Consider the following 19,793-nt stretch of genomic DNA (forward strand, 5'->3'; position numbering starts at 1 on the left):
TCAGTGTAAAATGTACTTGGGTCATGTAACGTCCTCCTGGGTATGTTTTTGTGGTTAAAAACATTGTACCGTAAAAGGGCTGTTACATGGCCTTTTATCTTTTACACAATTATATGGACTTTATCGAAGAATTTTTTTCAAAAAATTAAAACATATTCCTTAAAAACTAATTATTTCCTACATATTAAAATATAATACTTCCATTTCCAATAAAAATACATTTATAATAGGAAAGATAAACAGCTGAAAAGGGAGATTTCAAATGAAGAAAAAAACGTTCAAAAAACTAGTGTTTCTAGGGGGCACAGCTGCTCTTTTATTAAGCGGTACAAGTTATTACCTACATATCCATTCTCCAGAACATACAATGAACACTGCACAAAAAAGTTCAACACAAAAAACAAAAAAGACAAAAGAGAAAGCAGAAGTTTTACTAGATGTTCCATTAGAGAGCCAGTTTGATTCTCCTTCTTTAGAAAATGGCTGTGAAGTCACTTCGCTTTCTATGCTTTTATCTTTTTATGGTTATGAAACAACTAAAAACCAGTTAGCTGAGCAATTGGATTACATCCCTGTTTTCAATGCAGATGGGACTCATGGCGATCCTAATGAAGGATTTGTTGGTGATATCAGTGGCGGAGACTGGGCTATGGGCGTCTATGTTCCCCCAGTTGCCTCCCTTGCTCAGCAAATCGTCCAAACGGATTATCACACTTTTCCAAAAACCGATGCTCAACTCGATGATATCAAAAAAGCACTATCTAAAGGAAATCCTGTCTGGACTTCTGTGACTATCAATTTTGAAGTCCCAGATGAAACTGATTTTATGACTTGGACCACAAATAATGGAGAAGTAAGAGTCACTCCTCTTGTTCATGCTTGTGTAGTCACTGGATATGACAAAGAAAATATTTATGTCAACGATCCCTATGGTGTAAAAAATCGAGCAGTACCGATCAACGATTTTTCGGCGATTTTCACTGCAATGGGTGGACAGATGCTAACTTTGGAGAAAAGCTAGTAATTCAAACAAAAATCCCTTATACTCAAGATACCAAACCTTTGAAGGGAGCGTAGATAATGGAAAAATTCACACATAAAAAAATGGATCCAAATGAAATTCCGATTATTTTTGTCCGTGACTGCAAGGGAAATGTTCAAGGTAAAGTCTCTATTAATGAGTGGAACGAGCGTCGCAGACCTGCTACCCTCAATGAACTGGAAATCAAATTGTATCGTCAATCTCTTGTTTATTACGCAGATCAAGAGTACGAGAAAGCCACCGATTTATTGAAATTTCTGATTGCTCGAACAGAGTATACTCGCTTTGAATATATTGAACGTTTAGCAAACATTTATCATATTATGAATGAACCTGTCAAAGAATATCAGTTACTGGACACCGTCTTGTCAGTAGCAGAACTGATTGCCCTTCCTGCTGGATTAGAAAAGAAACTAGTACGCCGCCTTTTACGAGTAAAGCAACAACTATCCGATCAAGAAAAATAACTTGCGTTTTTTTAGGAAAGTGCTATGATTATTTTGTTGAATAAATGGGATGTAGCCAAACTGGTAAGGCACTTGACTCTGAATCAAGCAATTGTAGGTTCGAACCCTGCCATCCCAATTTGATGTGCTTGCTGAAAAAATGAACCCCCTGTAAAAGAACAATCTTTTTGCAGGGGGATTATTGTATTATTTTTACTACTTCTATTTAGTTTACATAATTAAATTATGAATAATAAAATCGGGCGTATTCTTAATACAAAAACTGATTTACCCAATAATTGCTAATGCTTTCTCCGGAACTTTTTCTCTAGGAACTTCCTCATACGTTTCTATGTGTGCTCCTTTATTGCTAATTTTCAAATAATGATTTTCTTTTAACACAGAAAGACCATTAAATTCAACCGTTCGTTCTTTCCCATTGGCATCAGCAGCTTTCTGCACATACCTTGCTGTACCATATTCATTTACTTCCTCTGGTTTTTGTGTCTTTACATAGACCTCTCCTTTTTCAACTAATGGATTTAGCTGATCAAGTATACCAGGGATTTCTCCATAACTTCCTTCAGTATAATATTTCAGTCCAAATAGCAAAATACCACTAATCGCCGCCAGTCCAATCAAATATTTAATCACTTTCATCTTTCTACCTCCTTGTTATATATTCAGTATATGGGTCAGTTAAAGAAATTCCATCCGTCCCAAGTTGGAGATTTTTCTCCTACTTTAGAAGCGAGAATCGAGTGTTTTTTTAGTAAAAATGATCGTTATTTGATATTATTGACGTGTGGATAAATCAGTTTTTCTCGTTTTGTCCATGTAAAAAATCATGTTGATAGCAAAGGATGTGTTCAAAATGAATCAAGAAGAATTATTTCAAAAAGTCAAGGAAATGATTAAGAACGGCAATTTCGATGGCGCAAAACGATTTATCGAAGAACATAAAGAACAATTAGGACCTTATAAAGAGAAAGCCCAAAATCTTTTAAAAGATGTAAATATCGACAGTGTCAAAAACAAATTTAAAAATCTATTCAAATAAGTAAAACTTTCACTTTTGTAAAATCAAAGGAGGATAATGCTGCTGCATCGTCCTCCTTTGGTTCTTTTCTGAATACTTCATACTAAAATAAACGTGTCGGATCGTAATGATAAGTCACATTGCCGTTCAGTGAGGCTTTTCCCACCACATATTTACGATTCTCCAACTTCAGCCACGCTTCTCGAAAAGCCATTAATTCTTCTCTTTTTACATCGATCTTTTCGATTTTTCCATCGATCAAATCTTGAATAAGTTGTTCATATGGATTCATTTTTTTCCTCCATCTGCTGTCAATCAATAAGTTGTAAAAATAGGTTCATATGCTTTTTTGGTATCTAGATCTTCTCTGACTTTGACTGTCGTATAAATAATTTTTTCTACTGGGATACTATAATAACTTCCTTCACCATTATTGAATCGGTGAACGTCTTTCTTTGCTAAAATACCATTTATTTTATTCGTCAGTACACGTTGTTCGACACTGTTACTTACAACATAGTAAATCACCCGAATATTATTGATTAAATGCAAATCGATTTCTAACACTACATGATCCATGAAAATCCCACTCCTTCTTTCACTTTGATTATAGCAAGTTTCTCCTCTAATTTCAAAATCGATACAGATTTTACCGGATAAATCCACAAAACTGCTTGCGCCATTTCGCACAAAGTGTTATTTTGTATCATGGACTTTATTTATTGGAGGCAATAGTATGATCGCGATCGGTCAATTTGTTTTTTATATTCCTTTTTTTATTATGATAAGCATTCTTTTCTATTACATAAAATGGACAAAAAAGAAGTTTTCAGTTTTACTGGCCTCTTTACCTGCTGTATATTTTACTTATCAAATTTTTTCTTTTAGGCATTGGGAAACAACGTCTGTATTAATAACACACATCATCGAATTGACGCTTTCAGTAATTTTTCTTATTATTTGGATCTATTTTTTATATAAGAATCAGAATTGAATCCCTCGCATGTTTAAAAAGAAAACGATTAAAGATGCAGCAAATTTCTGCCGATCTTTAATCGTTTTTTCTATTCTGTTATACCAAAAAAATGTTTGAATCGGTGAAGGATCGTTCCTTGTTTTAATTCTATAAATTCTTGTGCGATCGGGTACTTTTCTTCCAAATTTTCTTTGTTCTTTTCGATCAGGCTTTTCGCTTCTTCATATTTTTTATCTGCACATAGTGCTTTTACTTCCTGTAATACTTTTCCTGCTTCCATTTGCCTCACCCTCTTGCCATTTTATTGCTTTAAGTTTTATTTAAGTTATACGCATTATTCTAGTTTCATCCCAAATAACCTTTTTTCATTTTTACTCCTCGAACTAATCAGTTTTCTAAAGGCTGATTGGTTCGTCTTTTTTATTTTTCCTCCATTTCATTCTGCTCTTCTGTTAATTTATCTAATGCTTTGATTGATGCTGCGGCTCTTGCATAATCATAGCTGTATAATTCCATAAATTTATCAGGCAGAACAAACCACGCTGGATGATAACCGTTAGCTGTGACAGGGAATCCTTTATCTTTTTGGTTATCTCCATCCCATCTCAGAGCAACACCTTTTTTTCCTTTCCACTTTACTAAAGCGATCGAGTATCCCTTTTTTGTTTGTGTGCCGTCTTCAATAATTGCTAAAATTTCTATTTTTTCTTTTGGCGCACGGACTTCTTGAGGACGAACCATTTTCTATTCCTCCCTTATCTCATTACTTCACGACCAACACACTGCAAGGGGCATGTGATACGACATAAGAAGCGGTCGATCCAACTAATGCTTGTTGTATAGCACCTTTTCCTGTCGCTCCCATAACGATCAAATCAATATTTTCTTGTCCAGGGATGACATTGGCAATCAAATTTCTTGGATCTCCAGTTTCAACTATTGCGTGGATCTCAGCAATGCCGAACTCTTTGGCATCATTGATTTTTTTCAGCATGGCTACTTCTGTTCTTTGTTTTTCATCTGCATAGATTTTTGAAAAGGCATAGGCACTATGGGTCAGCTCAACTTTGTTGATGATTGACACGATAAATAAGTGGGCTTCATTGTCCTTTGCTAAGTCAAGGGCTTCAGCGAACGCTTTGATCGATTGTCTTGATCCGTCAACTGCTACCATGATGTTCTGGTATCTTTTACTCATTGGAACCGCCTCCTTTTTCTTTTATTGTAACATCTCAAGCAAAAATACAAAAAATATACGCAATATGTAAATAAAATGATGAACAAAAGCAATTTCTTTCGAGTTATTTATACATTTCTTTTCTCATCAGAACACCTGTTCTAATCCCATTATTACTGCATTATGTGAAATTCCTCATCATTTTTCACATCGAGCGAACATCATTCTGTTACAAAAAACGTGGATTTGTCATAAATTGTCATGCTTCTTTTACCTATGAAATATTTTCACGTGTTAAAGTATTCCTCGTTGAACACAACAAATAAAACTTTTTAACGAATAAAGGAGATTTTTCATGACATCACTTAAAACTTTACTTTTTGGAACAACTTTGGCTGCCGGCGCTGCATTCTTCATGGGAACGACTGCTCATGCGGACGAAGCTTATACCGTTCAATCAGGTGATACTCTATCAGCGATTTCTCAAAAATACGTTGGTGATAACTCCTTGATCAATGCCATTGCAGAATCAAATTCAATTTCTGATATTAACCTGATTTACTCAGGACAACAATTAACAATCCCAACAGAAGGCTCTGCACAAGCAGCCGTTCAAGAAGCACCAGTCCAAGCTGAACCTGTTCAAGCTGAACAACCTGTTGTACAAGAAACGGTTCAAACGGAAACACAAGCAGCGCCTGTTGCTGAAACACAAGCTGCTCCTGCTGTAACAGAAACTACTGCTACTCCAGCAAGCACAAGCTCTGCAAAAGAATGGATCGCACAAAAAGAATCAAGCGGTTCTTACACAGCAACGAACGGACGTTACATCGGCCGTTACCAACTAGATTCTTCTTACTTAAATGGTGACTACTCTGCTGCGAACCAAGAAAAAGTGGCAGAACAATATGTTGCTTCACGTTATGGTTCTTGGGAAGCGGCGAAAGCATTCTGGGAAGCAAACGGTTGGTACTAAGATTCATTATTTGAACGTTTAAACACATTCAAAACATAGTAAGAGGTCATGCGATTTATTCTTTCGCATGACCTCTTTTTGAGTTTAAGTTTAGTCTTTATTCCTTAACTATCGTTTGCCAGTATTTCTTGTATAAGAATCTATAAATCTACTATTTGAATCAATCTATTAGGTTTTAAACTGTCCCACCTTCACACAAATTTTTTTGATTTATTTGAATCTGGTTCCGTTGTTTAAAATTTTTCCTATATTCTTTTAGATAATATGTTATTTTCTTTCTCATCGCTCCAGGTGTACCTTCTCTTTATAAAAAAAGATATCAACAGAGAAACTCCGTCGATATCTTTTTTCCTTCTCAAAAAAACAAATTATGCGGCTAAGAAGACTCGAACTTCCACGAGGTCACCCTCACTAGCGCCTGAAGCTAGCGCGTCTGCCAATTCCGCCATAGCCGCATCACATCTTTTAGTTTAGGATTACATGTGTTTTTTGTCAAGAACATATTTTTGTTCTTTTTCATTTCTGTACGCCCTCCCTTATGCCATCTACACAAATAATTCATCCGAGCAACTCCATCATCTATTGAGGGTTGGTGAAAAAATCTGTTTTATCCATATGATCGATTTCAATGTTAAACGAACGACTCTGGGATTAGTAACTATTTTATTTTTTTTCTTCATTTCTTTTTTCCTCTTTTTCTCGATTCAGCTATCTTCTTTCATTTGGATATTGATTATTTCTTCTGTTGGTTACTATCCTTCTGGAATTCTAGACGCTGAAGTAATTCACGTTTTCTTTCTTCTAGAGATCATAAGTAACGAATAAACGAACTTCAAATAATTTTTTTATTGTAATTCATATTTGTATTGTTCGATGATTCTTAATACGATATGACACAATAAATAAAAATAGGCATGGCTATTTACAACAATAGTGCTATAGTAGAAAACAAATGAATAAGGTTACTTAAAGAGGTGAATACGATGAAACTGATCAAACTATGGGAAGCAGATTTAAAGAAAGCTTATCAGCTACAAACTAGCTTTGGACCAAATGAGAGTGGATTTATCAACAATGCTTATGGCTATACATTTGCTGAATTTTTAGATTATGTAAAAAAATGCGAAAAAACGTCTTTAGGAATCGATCTTCCTGAGAGTTACGTTCCCGCAACCGTCTTTATTTTAGAAAGTGATGAACATGAGTATGTAGGAATTTTTAATTTGCGCCATAAACTGAACGAAACATTAAGAAACGGCGCTGGCCATATTGGTTACGGCATCTCCCCTAATTATCGTAAAAAAGGATATGCCACACAAGGATTAGCATTAGTACTACAAGAGGCAAAAAAAATCGGCATTGATGAGGCACTTTTGTCTGTAAATAAAAAAAATCTTGGCAGTCTTAAAGCACAACAAAAAAATGGGGCTGCGATTTATCGTGAAGATGAGAAAGAATACTATACGAAAATCAAACTGATGTAAAAAAGAAGGATTCCAAAAGGAAAGGGATTTGAATGTCCTTTATCAATAGAACACATTTATTTAATTAACTTATAATATAGCAGACAAAATTTTATAAACAAAGAAACCTTTTATCTCTTTTCTTCTAGAAAGGATAAAAGGCTTTTTTGTTTTTCCTATTTGCTCCTCATAGCTAGTCAGCCAAGATTTCTATCGTATCCCCAACGCAATCCGTGCATAACGGCTCATCTTATCTGTCGTCCATGCTGGATACCAGACTAGTTTGACTTCTGCTTTCGTTACTTCTGGCACTTCTTTTAATGCGTCATGGATAGATTCTGTTAAAATATCTGCTAATGGACAGCCCATAGTTGTTAAAGTCATCTTAATGACTGTTTCTCCATTTTCAGGATTGAATTCTATATCATAAATCAAGCCTAAATTGACGATGTCGATTCCTAATTCAGGATCAATCACCATTTCCAAGGCAGCAAGAATACGTTCTTTGATTAGTTCTATTTCTTGTCCAGACCGTTCTTGGTTTGCTTCGCTCATCGTACGACACTCCTTAACACGATTTTTATTTATCATACTCTTTTTTTAGCTGCTTGTAAATGAGAATTTAGAAGGAAGATTCTCGTTTAAATTTATAAAAATGTTCTTATTAGATGTAATAGATTAAATTTATTCTAAAATAAACCTGATTCCTCATTTTTTTTGTGAACGATTTTTTATTTCTGGCAATACGCCAGTTGTTCGATACATTTTTTGTTCGTTTTCATTTGCAAACCGGCCAAATACTGAATGAGTTGGTAAAATATTGATAAATGCATCGTCGTCGATTTCATGAACGATCTGATCAAGATCATACATTTCGTAGCGGGTGATGACCATCATGATCATGTTCCCTTGCTTTTTTGAATAGCCACCGACAGACGGCAGTAATGTCATTCCACGTACCATCCGTTTTGCTAGTTCTTCTGTTACCTCTTCTGGCTTGACGGTAACGATCATTGCTGTTACTTTTTGATGACTCGTGTGGATGGCATCAATTACTTGAGTCATTGCATAAATGGAAATAATCGTATACAAGGCACTTTCCCAGTTAAAGAAGAAGCCTGCGATGACTACAATGATACCATTTAGAATCAGCATGTAATTTCCGACTGTTTTTCCAGTTGTTTGTGAAAGTACAAGAGAGATGATATCCATCCCACCAGTTGTAAAGCCCATTTTTAAAGATAATCCTACGCCAAGACCTAATAAAACACCGCCTACTAGGGCATTCATCAAAATATTATCAGTGATCTGTCCGACTGGAAGCAGCATCGTCATCACCGATACACATACAACATTCACAAAACTAAGGATCGTTGCTCGTTTTCCTACTTTGAGAAACCCTAATACAAACACAGGGATATTCAAAAGAAAAATAAATGTTCCTGTGTCTATCTTGATATGAAACCATTCATATAAAAGCGAGGAAATGATTTGAGCGATCCCATTCATCCCTGCAGAAAAGACATTGGCTGGAATCAAAAAATAATTTAAAGCGACCGCAGCGGTCAATCCGGTTATCAAAATAACCACTATTTTCTTTAATCTTTCATTTTTATGATACGCAGTCATAATTTTACTCACAAGCACCTCTCCCCTACTTTGGTATTCCAAATGTAAGAATAACAGTTTATCTATTAAAATAAAATACTTCGAACTCAAATGAGAAGAATTTTAGCAAACAGGTAAGAATCTGCCCTAATCCTATGATAAGATAGATGTATGGTAAATATTTATATGTATATCAGGAGGGTTCCTATGGCAAAAGATGCTAGCTTCGACATTGTATCAGAAGTCAATACAGAAGAAGTAAAAAATGCGATTCAGCAAACAACAAAAGAATTGTCCAATCGCTTTGACTTCAAGGATTCTACAGTAGAAATCAAATTAGAGAACAGCAATCTAGTTGTATTGAGCGATGATGATTTCAAAATCGAACAGATCAAAGATGTATTATTTGGTAAGCTGATCAAAAGAAATGTGCCAATCAAAAATATCCATTTTTCCGAATCAGAACACGCTCTAGGTGGCAAAGCTCGACAAACTGCCGATTTGGTCAACGGAATCGATCGTGAAAACGCGAAGAAAATCACTACAGCTATCAAAAATGAAAAACTGAAAGCAAAAGCACAAATCCAAGAAGATCAGATTAGAGTGACAGGTAAGAACCGTGATGATCTACAAGCTGTAATTGCTTTATTACGTAAACTTGACTTACCAATCGAGTTGCAATTCACTAACTATCGTTAATCAAAAAACGAGGCTGACGTCTGTCATTCCTCGTTTTTTTGATTTACTGCTTCTTTTGATAACCAAAAACGCTGTATTCCTTCTTCCAATTCCCCAACACTTCGTACTTCTCTTGCTGTTTGCCAATGTTGTGGGAATAAACGTCGATAAGAAAAACTAGAAAATCGTTGATCTGCCAATACAACAATTCCTTGATCCGCCATGCCACGAATCACTCGACCACCAGCTTGCAAGACTTTGTTCATTCCAGGAAGCTGATAAGCGTAAGCAAATCCAAGGTGTTCCTTCTCATCATAATATGATTTGATCAGTTCCTGCTCATGATTCATCTGCGGCAAACCTACACCTACGATCATACTGCCGATCAATCGGTCTCCTCTCAAATCGATTCCTTCTGAAAAAATCCCGCCAAGTACGCAAAATCCAATCAATGTTTCAGCGGGATTTGTTTGAAATTTTGTTAAAAATCGTTCGCGTTCTTCCTCATTCATGTCCGTTTCTTGGATTAGCACATTGCTGTCGGGATATTGCTGTCTGAATGCTTCCACCGCAAGATCTAAATATTGATAAGAAGGAAAGAAAACGAAATAACTCCCGACCTTTCCATCAGCAAAAGCATGAATCGTCTCTACTAATTTTGCCAGACTGTGTTCCCTTTTTCGATAAGTCGTCTCTAGGTAATTTGCGATGAAAACTTGCTGGTTTCCTTCTGGGAAAGGACTCGGCAGTTTGTAAGCCAGACTTTTTTGTCCCCCCAGTGTTTCCTGATAATAAGAGAGTGGTGAAAAACTAGCAGAAAAAAGAATACTGCTTTTTCCTTTATCCAACGACTGCTCAAGAAACAAGCTTGGATCAATACAAAACTCTTTTACTATCAGATCGCGATACGTTTTTTCGACTGTTGTTTCGTAGTGATCATCATAAAATTCACTGACCTTCAAAAAATGAAGCAAATCAAAATAATAAGGAAGCAATTGTTCTTGTGATGGGTGCTCAGGAAATTCTGCCAGCCATTCTTTAATTTTTTCGCTTAATTGATAACCTGCCTTTACTAAAGATTCAGCCGGTGCTTTTTGATGATGATAATCCCAATGATCTTCTTTTGCTATTTCTCGGATCGAATCAAATTCTTTTAATAGTTTGTTGAAACGGCGATGAAGTTTTTTGAATTCCTTTGGTATAGCTTCCTTACTTCGTTTCGTTTTTTCATAAGATAGTTCTGCCGAATACATCTCTCGGGAACGATTCACCAAATTATGTGCTTCGTCAATCAAAAACAGATAGTCCTCGTTTTTTTCATCTTCAAAAAAACGTCTTAAATAAACAGTTGGATCAAATAAATAATTGTAATCCCCAATGATTACGTCACACCAGATACTGACATCTAATGATAGTTCGAAAGGACAAAGTGTATGCTTTCTTGCATAAGTTTCGATGACTTCACGAGTGATCTGATTCTCATGATTCAAAAGATCCCATAAACCTTCATTAATCCGATTGTAATAACCATTGGCATATGGGCACTGATCTGGATTACAGGTCGTCTCATCTAAAAAGCAGATCTTGTCTTTCGCCGTCAAAGTGACACTTTTTACTTCAGCTCCTGTATCTTTTAATGCTGTCATAGCATCTTCAGCTACTTGTCTAGTTATTGTTTTAGCCGTTAGATAAAAGATCTTTTCTCCCTCTTCTTCCCCTACAGCTTTCAAAGCGGGGAATAACGTAGAGATTGTTTTTCCTGTTCCGGTAGGTGCTTCTACAAACAATTTCTGTTTCGTACGGATCGTTTTATAAGCAGCTACCGCTAGTTCACGCTGACCTTTCCTATACTCATCATGGGGGAATTTCAAAGCCATCAAAGAGGCATTGCGTACAGTGCGCCAGTTTTCTTGAAAAACAAGCCATTCTTTATAATCTTCAGTCAGCTTTTTAAAAAAAGTTTCTAACTGCTCTCTTGTCTGATGTTCAACCTTTCTCGTGATCACTTCTTCTGCCGTCTGAAAGTAAGTCAATTGCAGATTTATTTCTTGTAAATCATGTTCTTGACTATAGATATAGGCATACACCCTTGCTTGATGAAAGAAAAGTTCCACTTGTTCTGGTTCTAAATCTTCAAATCGTGGTTCGGAGGTTTTGATTTCATCTATATAATAAATACCGTCTCTTTTGAAAATACCGTCTGCACGGCCTTCAACGATCAGGTGATATTCATCTAATTGAACTGTTGTTTTTAAAAAGACTTCTTTTTCATAGTTTTCTCCCGCATCTTTTTGGAGCTTGCGGTGGATTCTCGCTCCTTCTAATGCAGTATGGTTACTTTTTTTACGATTGTCGATACTTCCACGTCGCAAAATAAATTCTACTAAGTGCCGCACAGATATTTTTGACTGTTTGATCATTTCCACCACCTCTTTCTCTCTAAGATTACCTGAAAAAACCTAGTTTAGCAAAAAGAGCTCTCTTTCCAAACATAAAAAAACACCCTGCTGATTAGGCAGGGATATAGGATATAGAATTTGGATTTTTGGATGAATCTAATGTAACAAGGACATATTAAAATGCTATGAAAACTTACTTTCCTTCTCTTTAGAATATCCAAATACTTTTCATATAGTCTGATAATTCAGATAAGTAAAGAGAAATAAGTACCTGTTTTTGTTTCCTAGCAATGAATGCGTTATACTAATGGATGAAAGAAGTTTTGGCTATCAAGGAGGAATGCACATGCATATCGAAAGATTAAAAACAGGAATGATTGAAGAAAACTGTTATTTGGTCTACAACGAAGAAGCACTTTTGATCATTGACCCTGGAGAAGATGCGGAACGAATCAAACAAGAAATCAAAAAAACAAACCAACAGCCGGTAGCGATTTTGCTTACCCATACCCACTACGATCATATCGGTGCAGTGGAACCTTTACGTGCGTATTATCAAATCCCAGTTTATGTCAGCCCACTAGAGCAAAAATGGCTAGGTGATCCGATTTTGAATCTTTCTGGACTCGGTAGACATGATGATATTGCTGATGTTATTGTCTCGCCTGCAGAATATGAATTTGAAATGAAAACTTATACTTTAGGAAACATGTCTTTTCGCGTCGTCCCTACCCCAGGGCACTCTATAGGAAGCGTCAGCTTTATTTTTGATGATTTTGTCGTTTCTGGCGACGCCCTGTTTAGAGGAAGTATCGGTAGAACCGATCTGTATACAGGGAATTTAGAACAATTACTTCATAGTATTTGGACCCAGCTGTTTGTATTACCTGATGAATTTGCAGTCTATCCAGGACATGGCGATGCAACGACGATTGAACAGGAAAAAAGGACAAATCCTTTTTTCAATCGTTAAAACGACTTAGGAGGAGAATAAAATGACAGAAACTACACTTTACATCGTACGACATGGAAAAACGATGTTCAATACAATTGAACGAGTGCAAGGCTGGTGTGATACACCCCTCACAAAGCAAGGACAAGAAGGCATTCATTATTTAGGTCTCGGGTTAAAAGATGTCGACTTTTCATTTGCTTATTCTAGTGACAGTGGTCGTGCGATCGAAACTGCCCGTATTATTTTAGGAGAACATTCTAAAGGAAAAGAAATTCCTTATTTTATTGAAAAAAGGATTAGAGAATGGTGTTTCGGGTCTCTTGAAGGTGGATATGACATGGAAATGTGGGGTGTGATCCCTCGTGTATTGAATTTTAAAACATATGATGAAATGTTTACCACAGAAGTTTCTTTTGAACAAATTGCTAATGCTGTATACAACTTAGATACCGCTGGGTGGGCGGAAACTTATGAAACATTGCGAGACCGTGTATGGACAGGATTTGAAGATATCGCCCATCACTGCGAAAAAAATGGTGGTGGAAATGTTTTAGTCGTATCTCATGGTTTGACGATCGCCTTTTTGCTTAATCTGATCGATCCTAAACAGCCTGTTCGTGCTGGGCTTTTAAATGGCAGCGTAACAAAGGTCACTTATGCAAACGGTCGATTTTCTATCCACGGCATCAATGATACGTCTTATATCGATAACGGGAAAACACATAGTCGCGACTCGTTTCTATAATGGGGATATTTTATTTTTTACCAGAGAATCATAAAAGGCAAAGTCTGAACGAGGGCTTTGTCTTCTTTTTTCTCTTCGTGTACTTATCTGCTTTATTTCTCAAGTTTTTCTTAATATTAAAAAACAGATTGGGTTTCTCAAAAAATAACGGTATACTATAAGATGTATCTTAATTGGGAAGGAAGGAATTTATGTTTTTTGCAAATATTATCAAAGCAGTGATTCTCGGTATTATTGAAGGAATAACGGAATGGCTGCCCATCAGTAGTACTGGTCATTTGATCCTAGCAGATGAATTCATCAAACTGGATGCCAGTTCACAATTTATGTCGATGTTCAATGTCGTTATCCAATTAGGGGCGATCTTGGCTGTCGTCGTTCTTTATTTTCACAAGTTAAACCCATTTTCTCCAAGTAAATCAACGGTAGAAAAAAAAGATACGTGGACACTTTGGTTTAAAGTGATCGTTGCTTGCATACCAGCCATCATCATTGGTTTGCCTTTGGATGATTGGTTAGAAGCAAATTTCCACAAGTTCTTACCAGTTGCCATTGTTTTGATCGTTTACGGTATTGCCTTTATTATTGTCGAAAAACGCAACAAAAACAAAACACCTCGTTGGACTTCTCTGAATGACTTTACGTACCAAGCAGCTCTTCTTGTTGGGTTATTCCAAGTCCTGGCACTTGTTCCCGGAACATCCCGTTCTGGCGCAACGATCCTAGGAGCTATCTTGATTGGTGCTTCGCGTTTTGTCGCTACAGAGTTTTCATTTTTCTTAGGGATTCCTGTCATGTTTGGCGCAAGCGGATTGAAGATCGTCAAATATTTAGCTGAAGGGAATTCATTCAAAATGGAAGAAACTGTTGTTCTTCTTGTAGGAACATTCGTATCTTTTGTGGTTTCCGTCTTAGCTATCAAATTCTTACTAAGCTATTTGAAGAAAAACGACTTTACCGCTTTTGGCTGGTATCGTATTATCCTTGGTATCATTTTGATTGGTTATTGGTTTATTGCAATGTAGAAAAAACCAGAACACTTCTCTTATTTGAGAAATGTTCTGGTTTTTTATTTTCTTTAATAACAATCATTATAAATAATAAAAACAACATCAAGCTTAATCACCAAATGATAACCATTATCGTTCTCATTTAGCTGTTATTATTATCAATTACATTTTTATTATGCTATCCTTGTTTTGACAAGGAGGTCTAATAACGATGACTAATCAGAAAAAAGCTTTTGCAGCAACAATCGGCTGCCTTTTATTTATGATCTTCGGTTTTATCTTCGACCGATTCTCTCTTACCATCACCCCACTTTTTTATATCAGTGCCATTATCATCGGTGGATACAAACAAACATCGGAAGGCTTGAAAGAATTGTGGAATGATCGGACACTGAATGTGGATTTATTGATGGCTTTAGCTGCTATTGGTGCCTGTTTGATCGGTAATTACTTTGAAGGAGCAATGTTGACATTCATCTTTTGTTTAAGCGGTGCATTAGAGGAATACACAACTAATAAAAGTCAAAAAGAAATTACTGCTTTGATGAATCTTCAACCACAAAAAGCCCAATTATTAAAAGAAAATGGACAAATGCAAGAAGTAGATGTTTCTCAACTAAAGGTGGATAACTTGGTATTTGTCGCTAAAGGAGCAGCTGTTCCGATAGATGGCTTTTTAGAAAGCACACAGGCAACGATCGATGAGTCTGCATTAAGCGGTGAATCTGTGCCTGTAGAAAAATATTTAGGCGATGAGATGTATGCAGGAACGCTGAATCAAGGAAATCCCATCACGATTCGAGTAACAAAAACGAGTTCCGAAACTGTCTTTGCTAAGATTATCCAATTAGTAGAAGAAGCGCAGAATACGCCAACTCAAACAGCTTCATTTATCGAACGAATCGAAAATAATTATGTAAAATTGATTTTGCTTGCTGTTCCTCTAATGATCCTTCTCCCCCACTTTTTCCTAGGTTGGAGTTGGGATGAAAGCTTTTATCGAGGAATGGTATTATTAGTTGTGGCTTCTCCTTGTGCGCTTGTCGCATCTGCTACACCAGCATCTCTAGCTGCTCTTTCAAATTCTGCAAAAAATGGGATTTTAATCAAAGGCGGTATCCATTTAGAAAAGCTTTCTGAATTAAAAGCGATTGCCTTTGATAAAACAGGAACGCTCACTAAAGGAAAACCAGTTGTAACTGACAGCTTTTTCTTTGATGAAAAGGATTTGGCACAACAACTTCTTGTTGCTATGGAACAAAAAACGACGCATCCACTTGCTCATGCGATTTTGCAATATTTCGATTGCACAATACCTGAAGAAATCCAATACTTACCAATAGAAGAAATTACTGGTTTTGGATTACAAACTACCTATTTAGGTGCGCAATGGAAAGTTGGCAAGCACGCATATGATCCTGAGACGATGATAATCAGCAAAGAGATTGCGGAAATGATCGAACGTTTGGAAAATCAAGGCAAAACCGTGATTTATCTTTCTAAAGATCAGCAGTTAATTGCTGTTTTAGGTCTGCTAGATATTCCAAAAGCAAATACCCAACAAGTAATTTCCTACTTTAAATCCCAAAACATCCATACAAGTATGATAACCGGCGACCATTCTGGCACAGCAAAGGCCATTGCTGAACAAGTAGGGATTGAACATTACTATGCAAGCTGTACTCCGGAAGAAAAAACACAACTAGTCAAAAAAGAGAATGAACTTTACCAAGTAAATGCGATGGTTGGTGATGGAGTCAATGATGCGCCTGCTTTAGCAGCCGCTTCTTTAGGTGTCGCTATGGGGCAAGGGACAGATGCCGCTATGGATATCGCAGACATCGTCTTAATGAAAAGCGACTTAAATAAATTTGTCTACAGTCATCGGCTATCTTTAAAAATGCGGCGGATCATCAAACAAAATATTATTTTTTCGATTCTTGTTATTCTCTTGTTGATTGCTTCTAACTTTCTGCAATTTTTAAATCTACCTCTTGGAGTTGTAGGACACGAAGGAAGCACAATATTGGTTATTCTGAATGGCTTGCGTTTACTAAGACCTTTACCTGATCTTTCTGATTCTTCAAAAAAATGTAAGTCTTGTCCACTATACAAAGCGCGGCTGTCTTCTGTCAAATAAGCAAAGTGTTTTTTTATGATTTTGTTTATTTTATGAAAAAACAGCTTATGAATAGGTCTTGAAGAATGAATTCCTACTTTTGCAACTTTCTAAAAACATGTTATGATTGTTTCGAAGAAAGTGAGGAATATATTTCATGGAAAGTTGGCTTTTTTTAGGAATTATTTTACTTGTAGCAATTTTAGCTAAGAATCAAAGTCTGATGATAGCGGCAGCTTTTGTTTTGATTATGAAGCTCATACCAGCCTCCCGTTCCTTTTTCCCTTGGCTACAAGGCAAAGGAATCAATATTGGGGTGACGATCATCACAGCGGCTATTCTAATCCCTATCGCAACAGGAGAAATCGGTCTACGTGATCTATTAGAAGCCTTTAAATCCCCTATTGGCTGGGTAGCTGTTTTTTGCGGTGGGCTAGTGGCTGTCTTATCTTCCAAGGGTGTAGGATTGATTGCTTCTGATCCACAAATCACTGTTGCACTTGTTTTCGGCACGATTTTAGGTGTTGTCTTCTTAAGAGGAATCGCCGCCGGACCGGTCATTGCTTCTGGTATCACTTACTGTATCTTACAAGTATTTGCTTTAGGAAAATAGAACAAATTTTGTCTATTTTAGGAGATTCTTAACACCCCCAATTTACTGATCCGTGATATACTGACAACGAGGTGATACAATGTTCGAAAAATTAAAGTATTTCATAGGAACAATCGGCTGGTTTCTTCTAGCGGTACTTTTGATTCTGGGCTTAGCTTATCTATTATTTCCTGATTTGATACAAAATGTGTTTGATACTGCTTTTTGATTGACCTATTAAAACGATATAGGGGATGCTCCTGCGATGCAGGGGCTTTTTTTAATCAATGTTTTGTAATAATTTAGGCCGTGCCAATGAGACTTCCTATAGAATTCGATGCTCTTTTTTCTTTTTGGCTCTTCTGCTCTTTTTTGTTATACTAGATTACAGTGGACAAAAGAAAGAATGATCGCATCCACTTCAACGAATATCAAAATGGAAGAATTAGTGCCTGTTTTCAGGTTACTTTGAAAAGAAAGGAAGACGCTTGTGGAAACTTTTGAAGGTCTTTTAATTGATACGTACGTTTTACAAGAACAGCCAATGATGCTGACTGGGATCAACTTGCAGCTTGAGGACCGTGTGATCAATGGCCTGCTTAAAGATCGCTATTTGGCAAAATATATCTTACGTTTGCCCCTAAATAAATATGTGCTGGAAGTAAGTGGCAAATGGAACCGTCGGAACCAGTTGGTCATAAAAAAAATGTTGATAAAAAATATCGATGAATACATTAAAATAATCGGTACACCAGAATAGCCTTTACTGATCAAAGGATACTGGTTATAAAATAACTGCAGTTTCTTAATAGAAAAACAAAGAACAACAGGGAATCGTATCCCTTTTCAAAAAAAACTTTGCAAACGGTTCTCTTTGTTATATAATAACTTAGTACCAAACATTCCCATTCAAACTTTGTTTAAATAGATAAATAAAAATCTAGTTTGGTTTGACGCTATTGCCTCCCACAATAGCGTCTTTTTGATTTTTTTCAGCTTGTACTATCCGTTTTTACTGAAAAAAAATCCTAATAAAAGACTGTTAAGGAAAAAAACTTGTCATGTTCATATTGCAAAGCACGCTGCCTTTAGGTATAATAATGAATGTTGAATTATGCGGTAACACGCGTAAGAACTTAAGTTATCGGAGGTGAAACTAATGCCAAACATTGAATCTGCAATCAAACGTGTTCGTACAAGCGAAAACGCTAATGTGAAAAATTCATCTCAAACAAGCGCTATGCGTACTGCAATCAAAAAATTTGAAGATGCTGTAGCTTCAGGTGCTGACAACGTAGATGCGTTATATAAAGAAGCTGTTAAAGCTATTGATATGGCTGAATCAAAAGGTCTAATCCACAAAAACAAAGCTAACCGCGACAAATCTCGTTTAAGCAAAAAGATCGCTAAATAAAAGAATCGGCTTCGGCCGATTTTTTTATTTGTCAAAAAAAGGACAAAAACAAACGACCTTCCCGCATGCTTTGCCCTCGTCTTTCTTCTTATCGATTTCTTAACAACTGCCCTGTGCGCAAAACGAATAGTTGAAAACTTAATTCTTTTTCGATTTGTCCCGTTTTGATTTGATAATCCATCTCAACTAATTGATCAAACAACTGTACCAGCAAATGTTCATCGAATTTTTTTACTTCCTGCATGGCAAGTTTTACACGATATGGATGGATTTTCAATGTTTCAGCAATATTTGCCTGCTGATAACCAATCTTTACAAGAAATTTTGTCTGTAAAAATAAACGTAATTGAGAAAGCAAAATCGCATTAATTTTGATTGTTTCTTCCCCTTGCATAACTAAATCTTCGTATAAACGCAAAGCTTGTTCCGTCTTCCCTTTTAAAATATATTGGGTCATGTCAAAAATATTATGTTCTAACGTTTTAGGAACTAATTCTTCTACTTCTCTTACCGTGATTTGCTGTTGATTTTGTCCATAAAGGACCAATTTCTGTAACTCTCTCATCATTTTGGATAAATCTAAGTCGGTCAACCTCAAGAATAAATCAATTGCACTTCGTTCCATTTTGATTGAGGAATTCTCTAAGGTATTCATCAGATATTGACGTACTTCTTTTTCATTCAACTGTTGGACATTGATGATGATTGCTGTTTTTTTCAATTGTTTCGTTACTTTTTTCCGTTCATCCAACTTTTCATATGGCGCAAAGAATACTAATACAGTCGATTCTAATGGTTCTTTCAAATAAGCCGTCAATAAATCAGTATTTTGTTCGATTCCATTGTTTACTTTTTCACCTGTTAAAAAATAAGGATTCTCTACGAATACTAACCGTTGATCTCCGAAAAACGGCAACGTCTCTGCTTCAGCTACTACCTCATCTAAACTTGCATTTTCCATGTCAAAACTTAAAAAATTTAAGTCATCTTCGCCCTCTAATTGGATTTTTTTGACAATTTCTGTCCGAACTTGATCTTGGAGAAACTTTTCTGTTCCTAAAATCAAGTAACAAGATGCAAGTTTTTCTTTACGTATTTTTTGTAACTCTGCTTGTATACTCAAATTACTCACCACTTTCAAAAATTATCCTACC

25 protein-coding genes and 2 tRNA genes are annotated in these 19,793 nt (G+C 36.2%); 16 read left to right on the forward strand and 11 right to left on the reverse strand.

Annotated features, from left to right (window positions below; translation table 11 throughout):
- Nucleotides 1-262: 262 nt before the first annotated feature.
- From OZ002_RS09680 to OZ002_RS09690, 3 genes are all read left to right on the forward strand, one after another.
- Entirely contained in the window at nt 263-1,021 is a 759-nt protein-coding gene (locus OZ002_RS09680) for a C39 family peptidase (RefSeq protein WP_156249021.1), read from the forward strand.
- Nucleotides 1,022-1,080: 59 nt separating this feature from the next.
- The gene (locus OZ002_RS09685; RefSeq protein WP_002295776.1) at nt 1,081-1,509 is read left to right on the forward strand and encodes a hypothetical protein; all 429 of its coding nucleotides are present in this window, start codon (nt 1,081-1,083) and stop codon (nt 1,507-1,509) included.
- 45 nt (nt 1,510-1,554) lie between these two features.
- Nucleotides 1,555-1,627 (forward strand) — tRNA-Gln (locus tag OZ002_RS09690).
- A gap of 149 nt (nt 1,628-1,776) precedes the next feature.
- On the opposite strand, the gene OZ002_RS09695 is transcribed toward OZ002_RS09690, so the two are convergent.
- The gene (locus OZ002_RS09695; RefSeq protein WP_002288062.1) at nt 1,777-2,148 is read right to left on the reverse strand and encodes a YxeA family protein; all 372 of its coding nucleotides are present in this window, start codon (nt 2,146-2,148) and stop codon (nt 1,777-1,779) included.
- Between the two features lie 214 nt (nt 2,149-2,362).
- On the opposite strand from OZ002_RS09695, the gene OZ002_RS09700 reads away from it, so the two are divergent.
- Nucleotides 2,363-2,548, forward strand: a complete 186-nt coding sequence (locus OZ002_RS09700) for a hypothetical protein (RefSeq protein ID WP_002288064.1) — start codon at nt 2,363-2,365, stop codon at nt 2,546-2,548.
- Nucleotides 2,549-2,630: 82 nt separating this feature from the next.
- Here the strand turns inward: OZ002_RS09700 and OZ002_RS09705 are convergent, their stop codons facing one another.
- Nucleotides 2,631-2,819 carry a hypothetical protein gene (locus OZ002_RS09705; RefSeq protein WP_002288067.1) on the reverse strand — a complete coding sequence of 63 codons (189 nt, stop codon included), beginning with the start codon at nt 2,817-2,819 and terminating at the stop codon, nt 2,631-2,633.
- 23 nt (nt 2,820-2,842) lie between these two features.
- Nucleotides 2,843-3,106 carry a hypothetical protein gene (locus tag OZ002_RS09710; protein ID WP_002292935.1) on the reverse strand — a complete coding sequence of 88 codons (264 nt, stop codon included), beginning with the start codon at nt 3,104-3,106 and terminating at the stop codon, nt 2,843-2,845.
- 157 nt (nt 3,107-3,263) lie between these two features.
- On the opposite strand from OZ002_RS09710, the gene OZ002_RS09715 reads away from it, so the two are divergent.
- A complete protein-coding gene (locus OZ002_RS09715) occupies nt 3,264-3,521 on the forward strand; it encodes a glucose uptake protein (RefSeq protein ID WP_002321369.1) in 258 nt (85 codons plus the stop codon).
- Nucleotides 3,522-3,591: 70 nt separating this feature from the next.
- Here OZ002_RS09715 and OZ002_RS09720 read toward each other — a convergent pair whose 3' ends face one another.
- The 3 genes from OZ002_RS09720 to OZ002_RS09730 form a co-directional block, all read right to left on the reverse strand.
- Nucleotides 3,592-3,783, reverse strand: a complete 192-nt coding sequence (locus tag OZ002_RS09720) for a hypothetical protein (protein WP_002296424.1) — start codon at nt 3,781-3,783, stop codon at nt 3,592-3,594.
- Nucleotides 3,784-3,923: 140 nt separating this feature from the next.
- Nucleotides 3,924-4,244 carry a hypothetical protein gene (locus tag OZ002_RS09725; protein ID WP_123839954.1) on the reverse strand — a complete coding sequence of 107 codons (321 nt, stop codon included), beginning with the start codon at nt 4,242-4,244 and terminating at the stop codon, nt 3,924-3,926.
- Between the two features lie 22 nt (nt 4,245-4,266).
- Complete coding sequence (locus OZ002_RS09730) at nt 4,267-4,701, reverse strand: universal stress protein (protein WP_002292929.1); 435 nt, start codon at nt 4,699-4,701, stop codon at nt 4,267-4,269.
- 334 nt (nt 4,702-5,035) lie between these two features.
- Between OZ002_RS09730 and OZ002_RS09735 the strand changes: the two genes are divergently transcribed.
- Nucleotides 5,036-5,656: a LysM peptidoglycan-binding domain-containing protein gene (locus OZ002_RS09735; protein ID WP_156249022.1), complete on the forward strand. Its 621-nt coding sequence runs from the start codon at nt 5,036-5,038 to the stop codon at nt 5,654-5,656.
- 371 nt (nt 5,657-6,027) lie between these two features.
- On the opposite strand, the gene OZ002_RS09740 is transcribed toward OZ002_RS09735, so the two are convergent.
- Nucleotides 6,028-6,111 (reverse strand) — tRNA-Leu (locus OZ002_RS09740).
- A 528-nt stretch (nt 6,112-6,639) separates the two neighbouring features.
- Here OZ002_RS09740 and OZ002_RS09745 point away from each other — a divergent pair.
- Nucleotides 6,640-7,140 (forward strand): GNAT family N-acetyltransferase, encoded by a 501-nt coding sequence (locus OZ002_RS09745; protein ID WP_002297227.1) that lies wholly within the window; start codon nt 6,640-6,642, stop codon nt 7,138-7,140.
- 189 nt (nt 7,141-7,329) lie between these two features.
- On the opposite strand, the gene OZ002_RS09750 is transcribed toward OZ002_RS09745, so the two are convergent.
- Both OZ002_RS09750 and OZ002_RS09755 read right to left on the reverse strand, forming a co-directional pair.
- Nucleotides 7,330-7,674, reverse strand: coding sequence for a metal-sulfur cluster assembly factor (locus OZ002_RS09750; RefSeq protein ID WP_002289113.1), 345 nt, complete (start codon nt 7,672-7,674; stop codon nt 7,330-7,332).
- Nucleotides 7,675-7,827: 153 nt separating this feature from the next.
- Complete coding sequence (locus OZ002_RS09755) at nt 7,828-8,748, reverse strand: YitT family protein (RefSeq protein WP_002289114.1); 921 nt, start codon at nt 8,746-8,748, stop codon at nt 7,828-7,830.
- Between the two features lie 186 nt (nt 8,749-8,934).
- On the opposite strand from OZ002_RS09755, the gene OZ002_RS09760 reads away from it, so the two are divergent.
- Complete coding sequence (locus tag OZ002_RS09760) at nt 8,935-9,426, forward strand: YajQ family cyclic di-GMP-binding protein (RefSeq protein ID WP_325083203.1); 492 nt, start codon at nt 8,935-8,937, stop codon at nt 9,424-9,426.
- A 23-nt stretch (nt 9,427-9,449) separates the two neighbouring features.
- Here OZ002_RS09760 and OZ002_RS09765 read toward each other — a convergent pair whose 3' ends face one another.
- Nucleotides 9,450-11,825 (reverse strand): ATP-dependent DNA helicase, encoded by a 2,376-nt coding sequence (locus OZ002_RS09765; protein WP_325083205.1) that lies wholly within the window; start codon nt 11,823-11,825, stop codon nt 9,450-9,452.
- Nucleotides 11,826-12,150: 325 nt separating this feature from the next.
- On the opposite strand from OZ002_RS09765, the gene OZ002_RS09770 reads away from it, so the two are divergent.
- The 8 genes from OZ002_RS09770 (at nt 12,151) to rpsT (ending at nt 18,639) form a co-directional block, all read left to right on the forward strand.
- Nucleotides 12,151-12,777 (forward strand): MBL fold metallo-hydrolase, encoded by a 627-nt coding sequence (locus OZ002_RS09770; RefSeq protein ID WP_123849842.1) that lies wholly within the window; start codon nt 12,151-12,153, stop codon nt 12,775-12,777.
- Between the two features lie 22 nt (nt 12,778-12,799).
- On the forward strand, nt 12,800-13,504 hold the full coding sequence (locus tag OZ002_RS09775) for a histidine phosphatase family protein (protein WP_123849843.1): 705 nt from the start codon (nt 12,800-12,802) through the stop codon (nt 13,502-13,504).
- 191 nt (nt 13,505-13,695) lie between these two features.
- Complete coding sequence (locus OZ002_RS09780) at nt 13,696-14,529, forward strand: undecaprenyl-diphosphate phosphatase (protein WP_002298973.1); 834 nt, start codon at nt 13,696-13,698, stop codon at nt 14,527-14,529.
- A 196-nt stretch (nt 14,530-14,725) separates the two neighbouring features.
- Nucleotides 14,726-16,654 (forward strand): heavy metal translocating P-type ATPase, encoded by a 1,929-nt coding sequence (locus OZ002_RS09785; RefSeq protein WP_002289122.1) that lies wholly within the window; start codon nt 14,726-14,728, stop codon nt 16,652-16,654.
- 136 nt (nt 16,655-16,790) lie between these two features.
- Nucleotides 16,791-17,246 carry a DUF441 domain-containing protein gene (locus tag OZ002_RS09790; protein ID WP_002289123.1) on the forward strand — a complete coding sequence of 152 codons (456 nt, stop codon included), beginning with the start codon at nt 16,791-16,793 and terminating at the stop codon, nt 17,244-17,246.
- Nucleotides 17,247-17,325: 79 nt separating this feature from the next.
- Nucleotides 17,326-17,454 (forward strand): hypothetical protein, encoded by a 129-nt coding sequence (locus OZ002_RS09795; RefSeq protein WP_002295511.1) that lies wholly within the window; start codon nt 17,326-17,328, stop codon nt 17,452-17,454.
- A gap of 261 nt (nt 17,455-17,715) precedes the next feature.
- Nucleotides 17,716-17,985: a hypothetical protein gene (locus OZ002_RS09800; protein ID WP_002289125.1), complete on the forward strand. Its 270-nt coding sequence runs from the start codon at nt 17,716-17,718 to the stop codon at nt 17,983-17,985.
- A gap of 399 nt (nt 17,986-18,384) precedes the next feature.
- Nucleotides 18,385-18,639, forward strand: coding sequence for a 30S ribosomal protein S20 (gene rpsT, locus OZ002_RS09805; protein ID WP_002292188.1), 255 nt, complete (start codon nt 18,385-18,387; stop codon nt 18,637-18,639).
- A gap of 88 nt (nt 18,640-18,727) precedes the next feature.
- On the opposite strand, the gene holA is transcribed toward rpsT, so the two are convergent.
- Nucleotides 18,728-19,774, reverse strand: a complete 1,047-nt coding sequence (gene holA, locus OZ002_RS09810; RefSeq protein ID WP_002320835.1) for a DNA polymerase III subunit delta — start codon at nt 19,772-19,774, stop codon at nt 18,728-18,730.
- Between the last annotated feature and the right edge of the window lie 19 nt (nt 19,775-19,793).

This window comes from Enterococcus sp. E4-150, assembly GCF_035726465.1.
Taxonomy (GTDB): Bacteria; Bacillota; Bacilli; order Lactobacillales; family Enterococcaceae; genus Enterococcus_B; species Enterococcus_B faecium.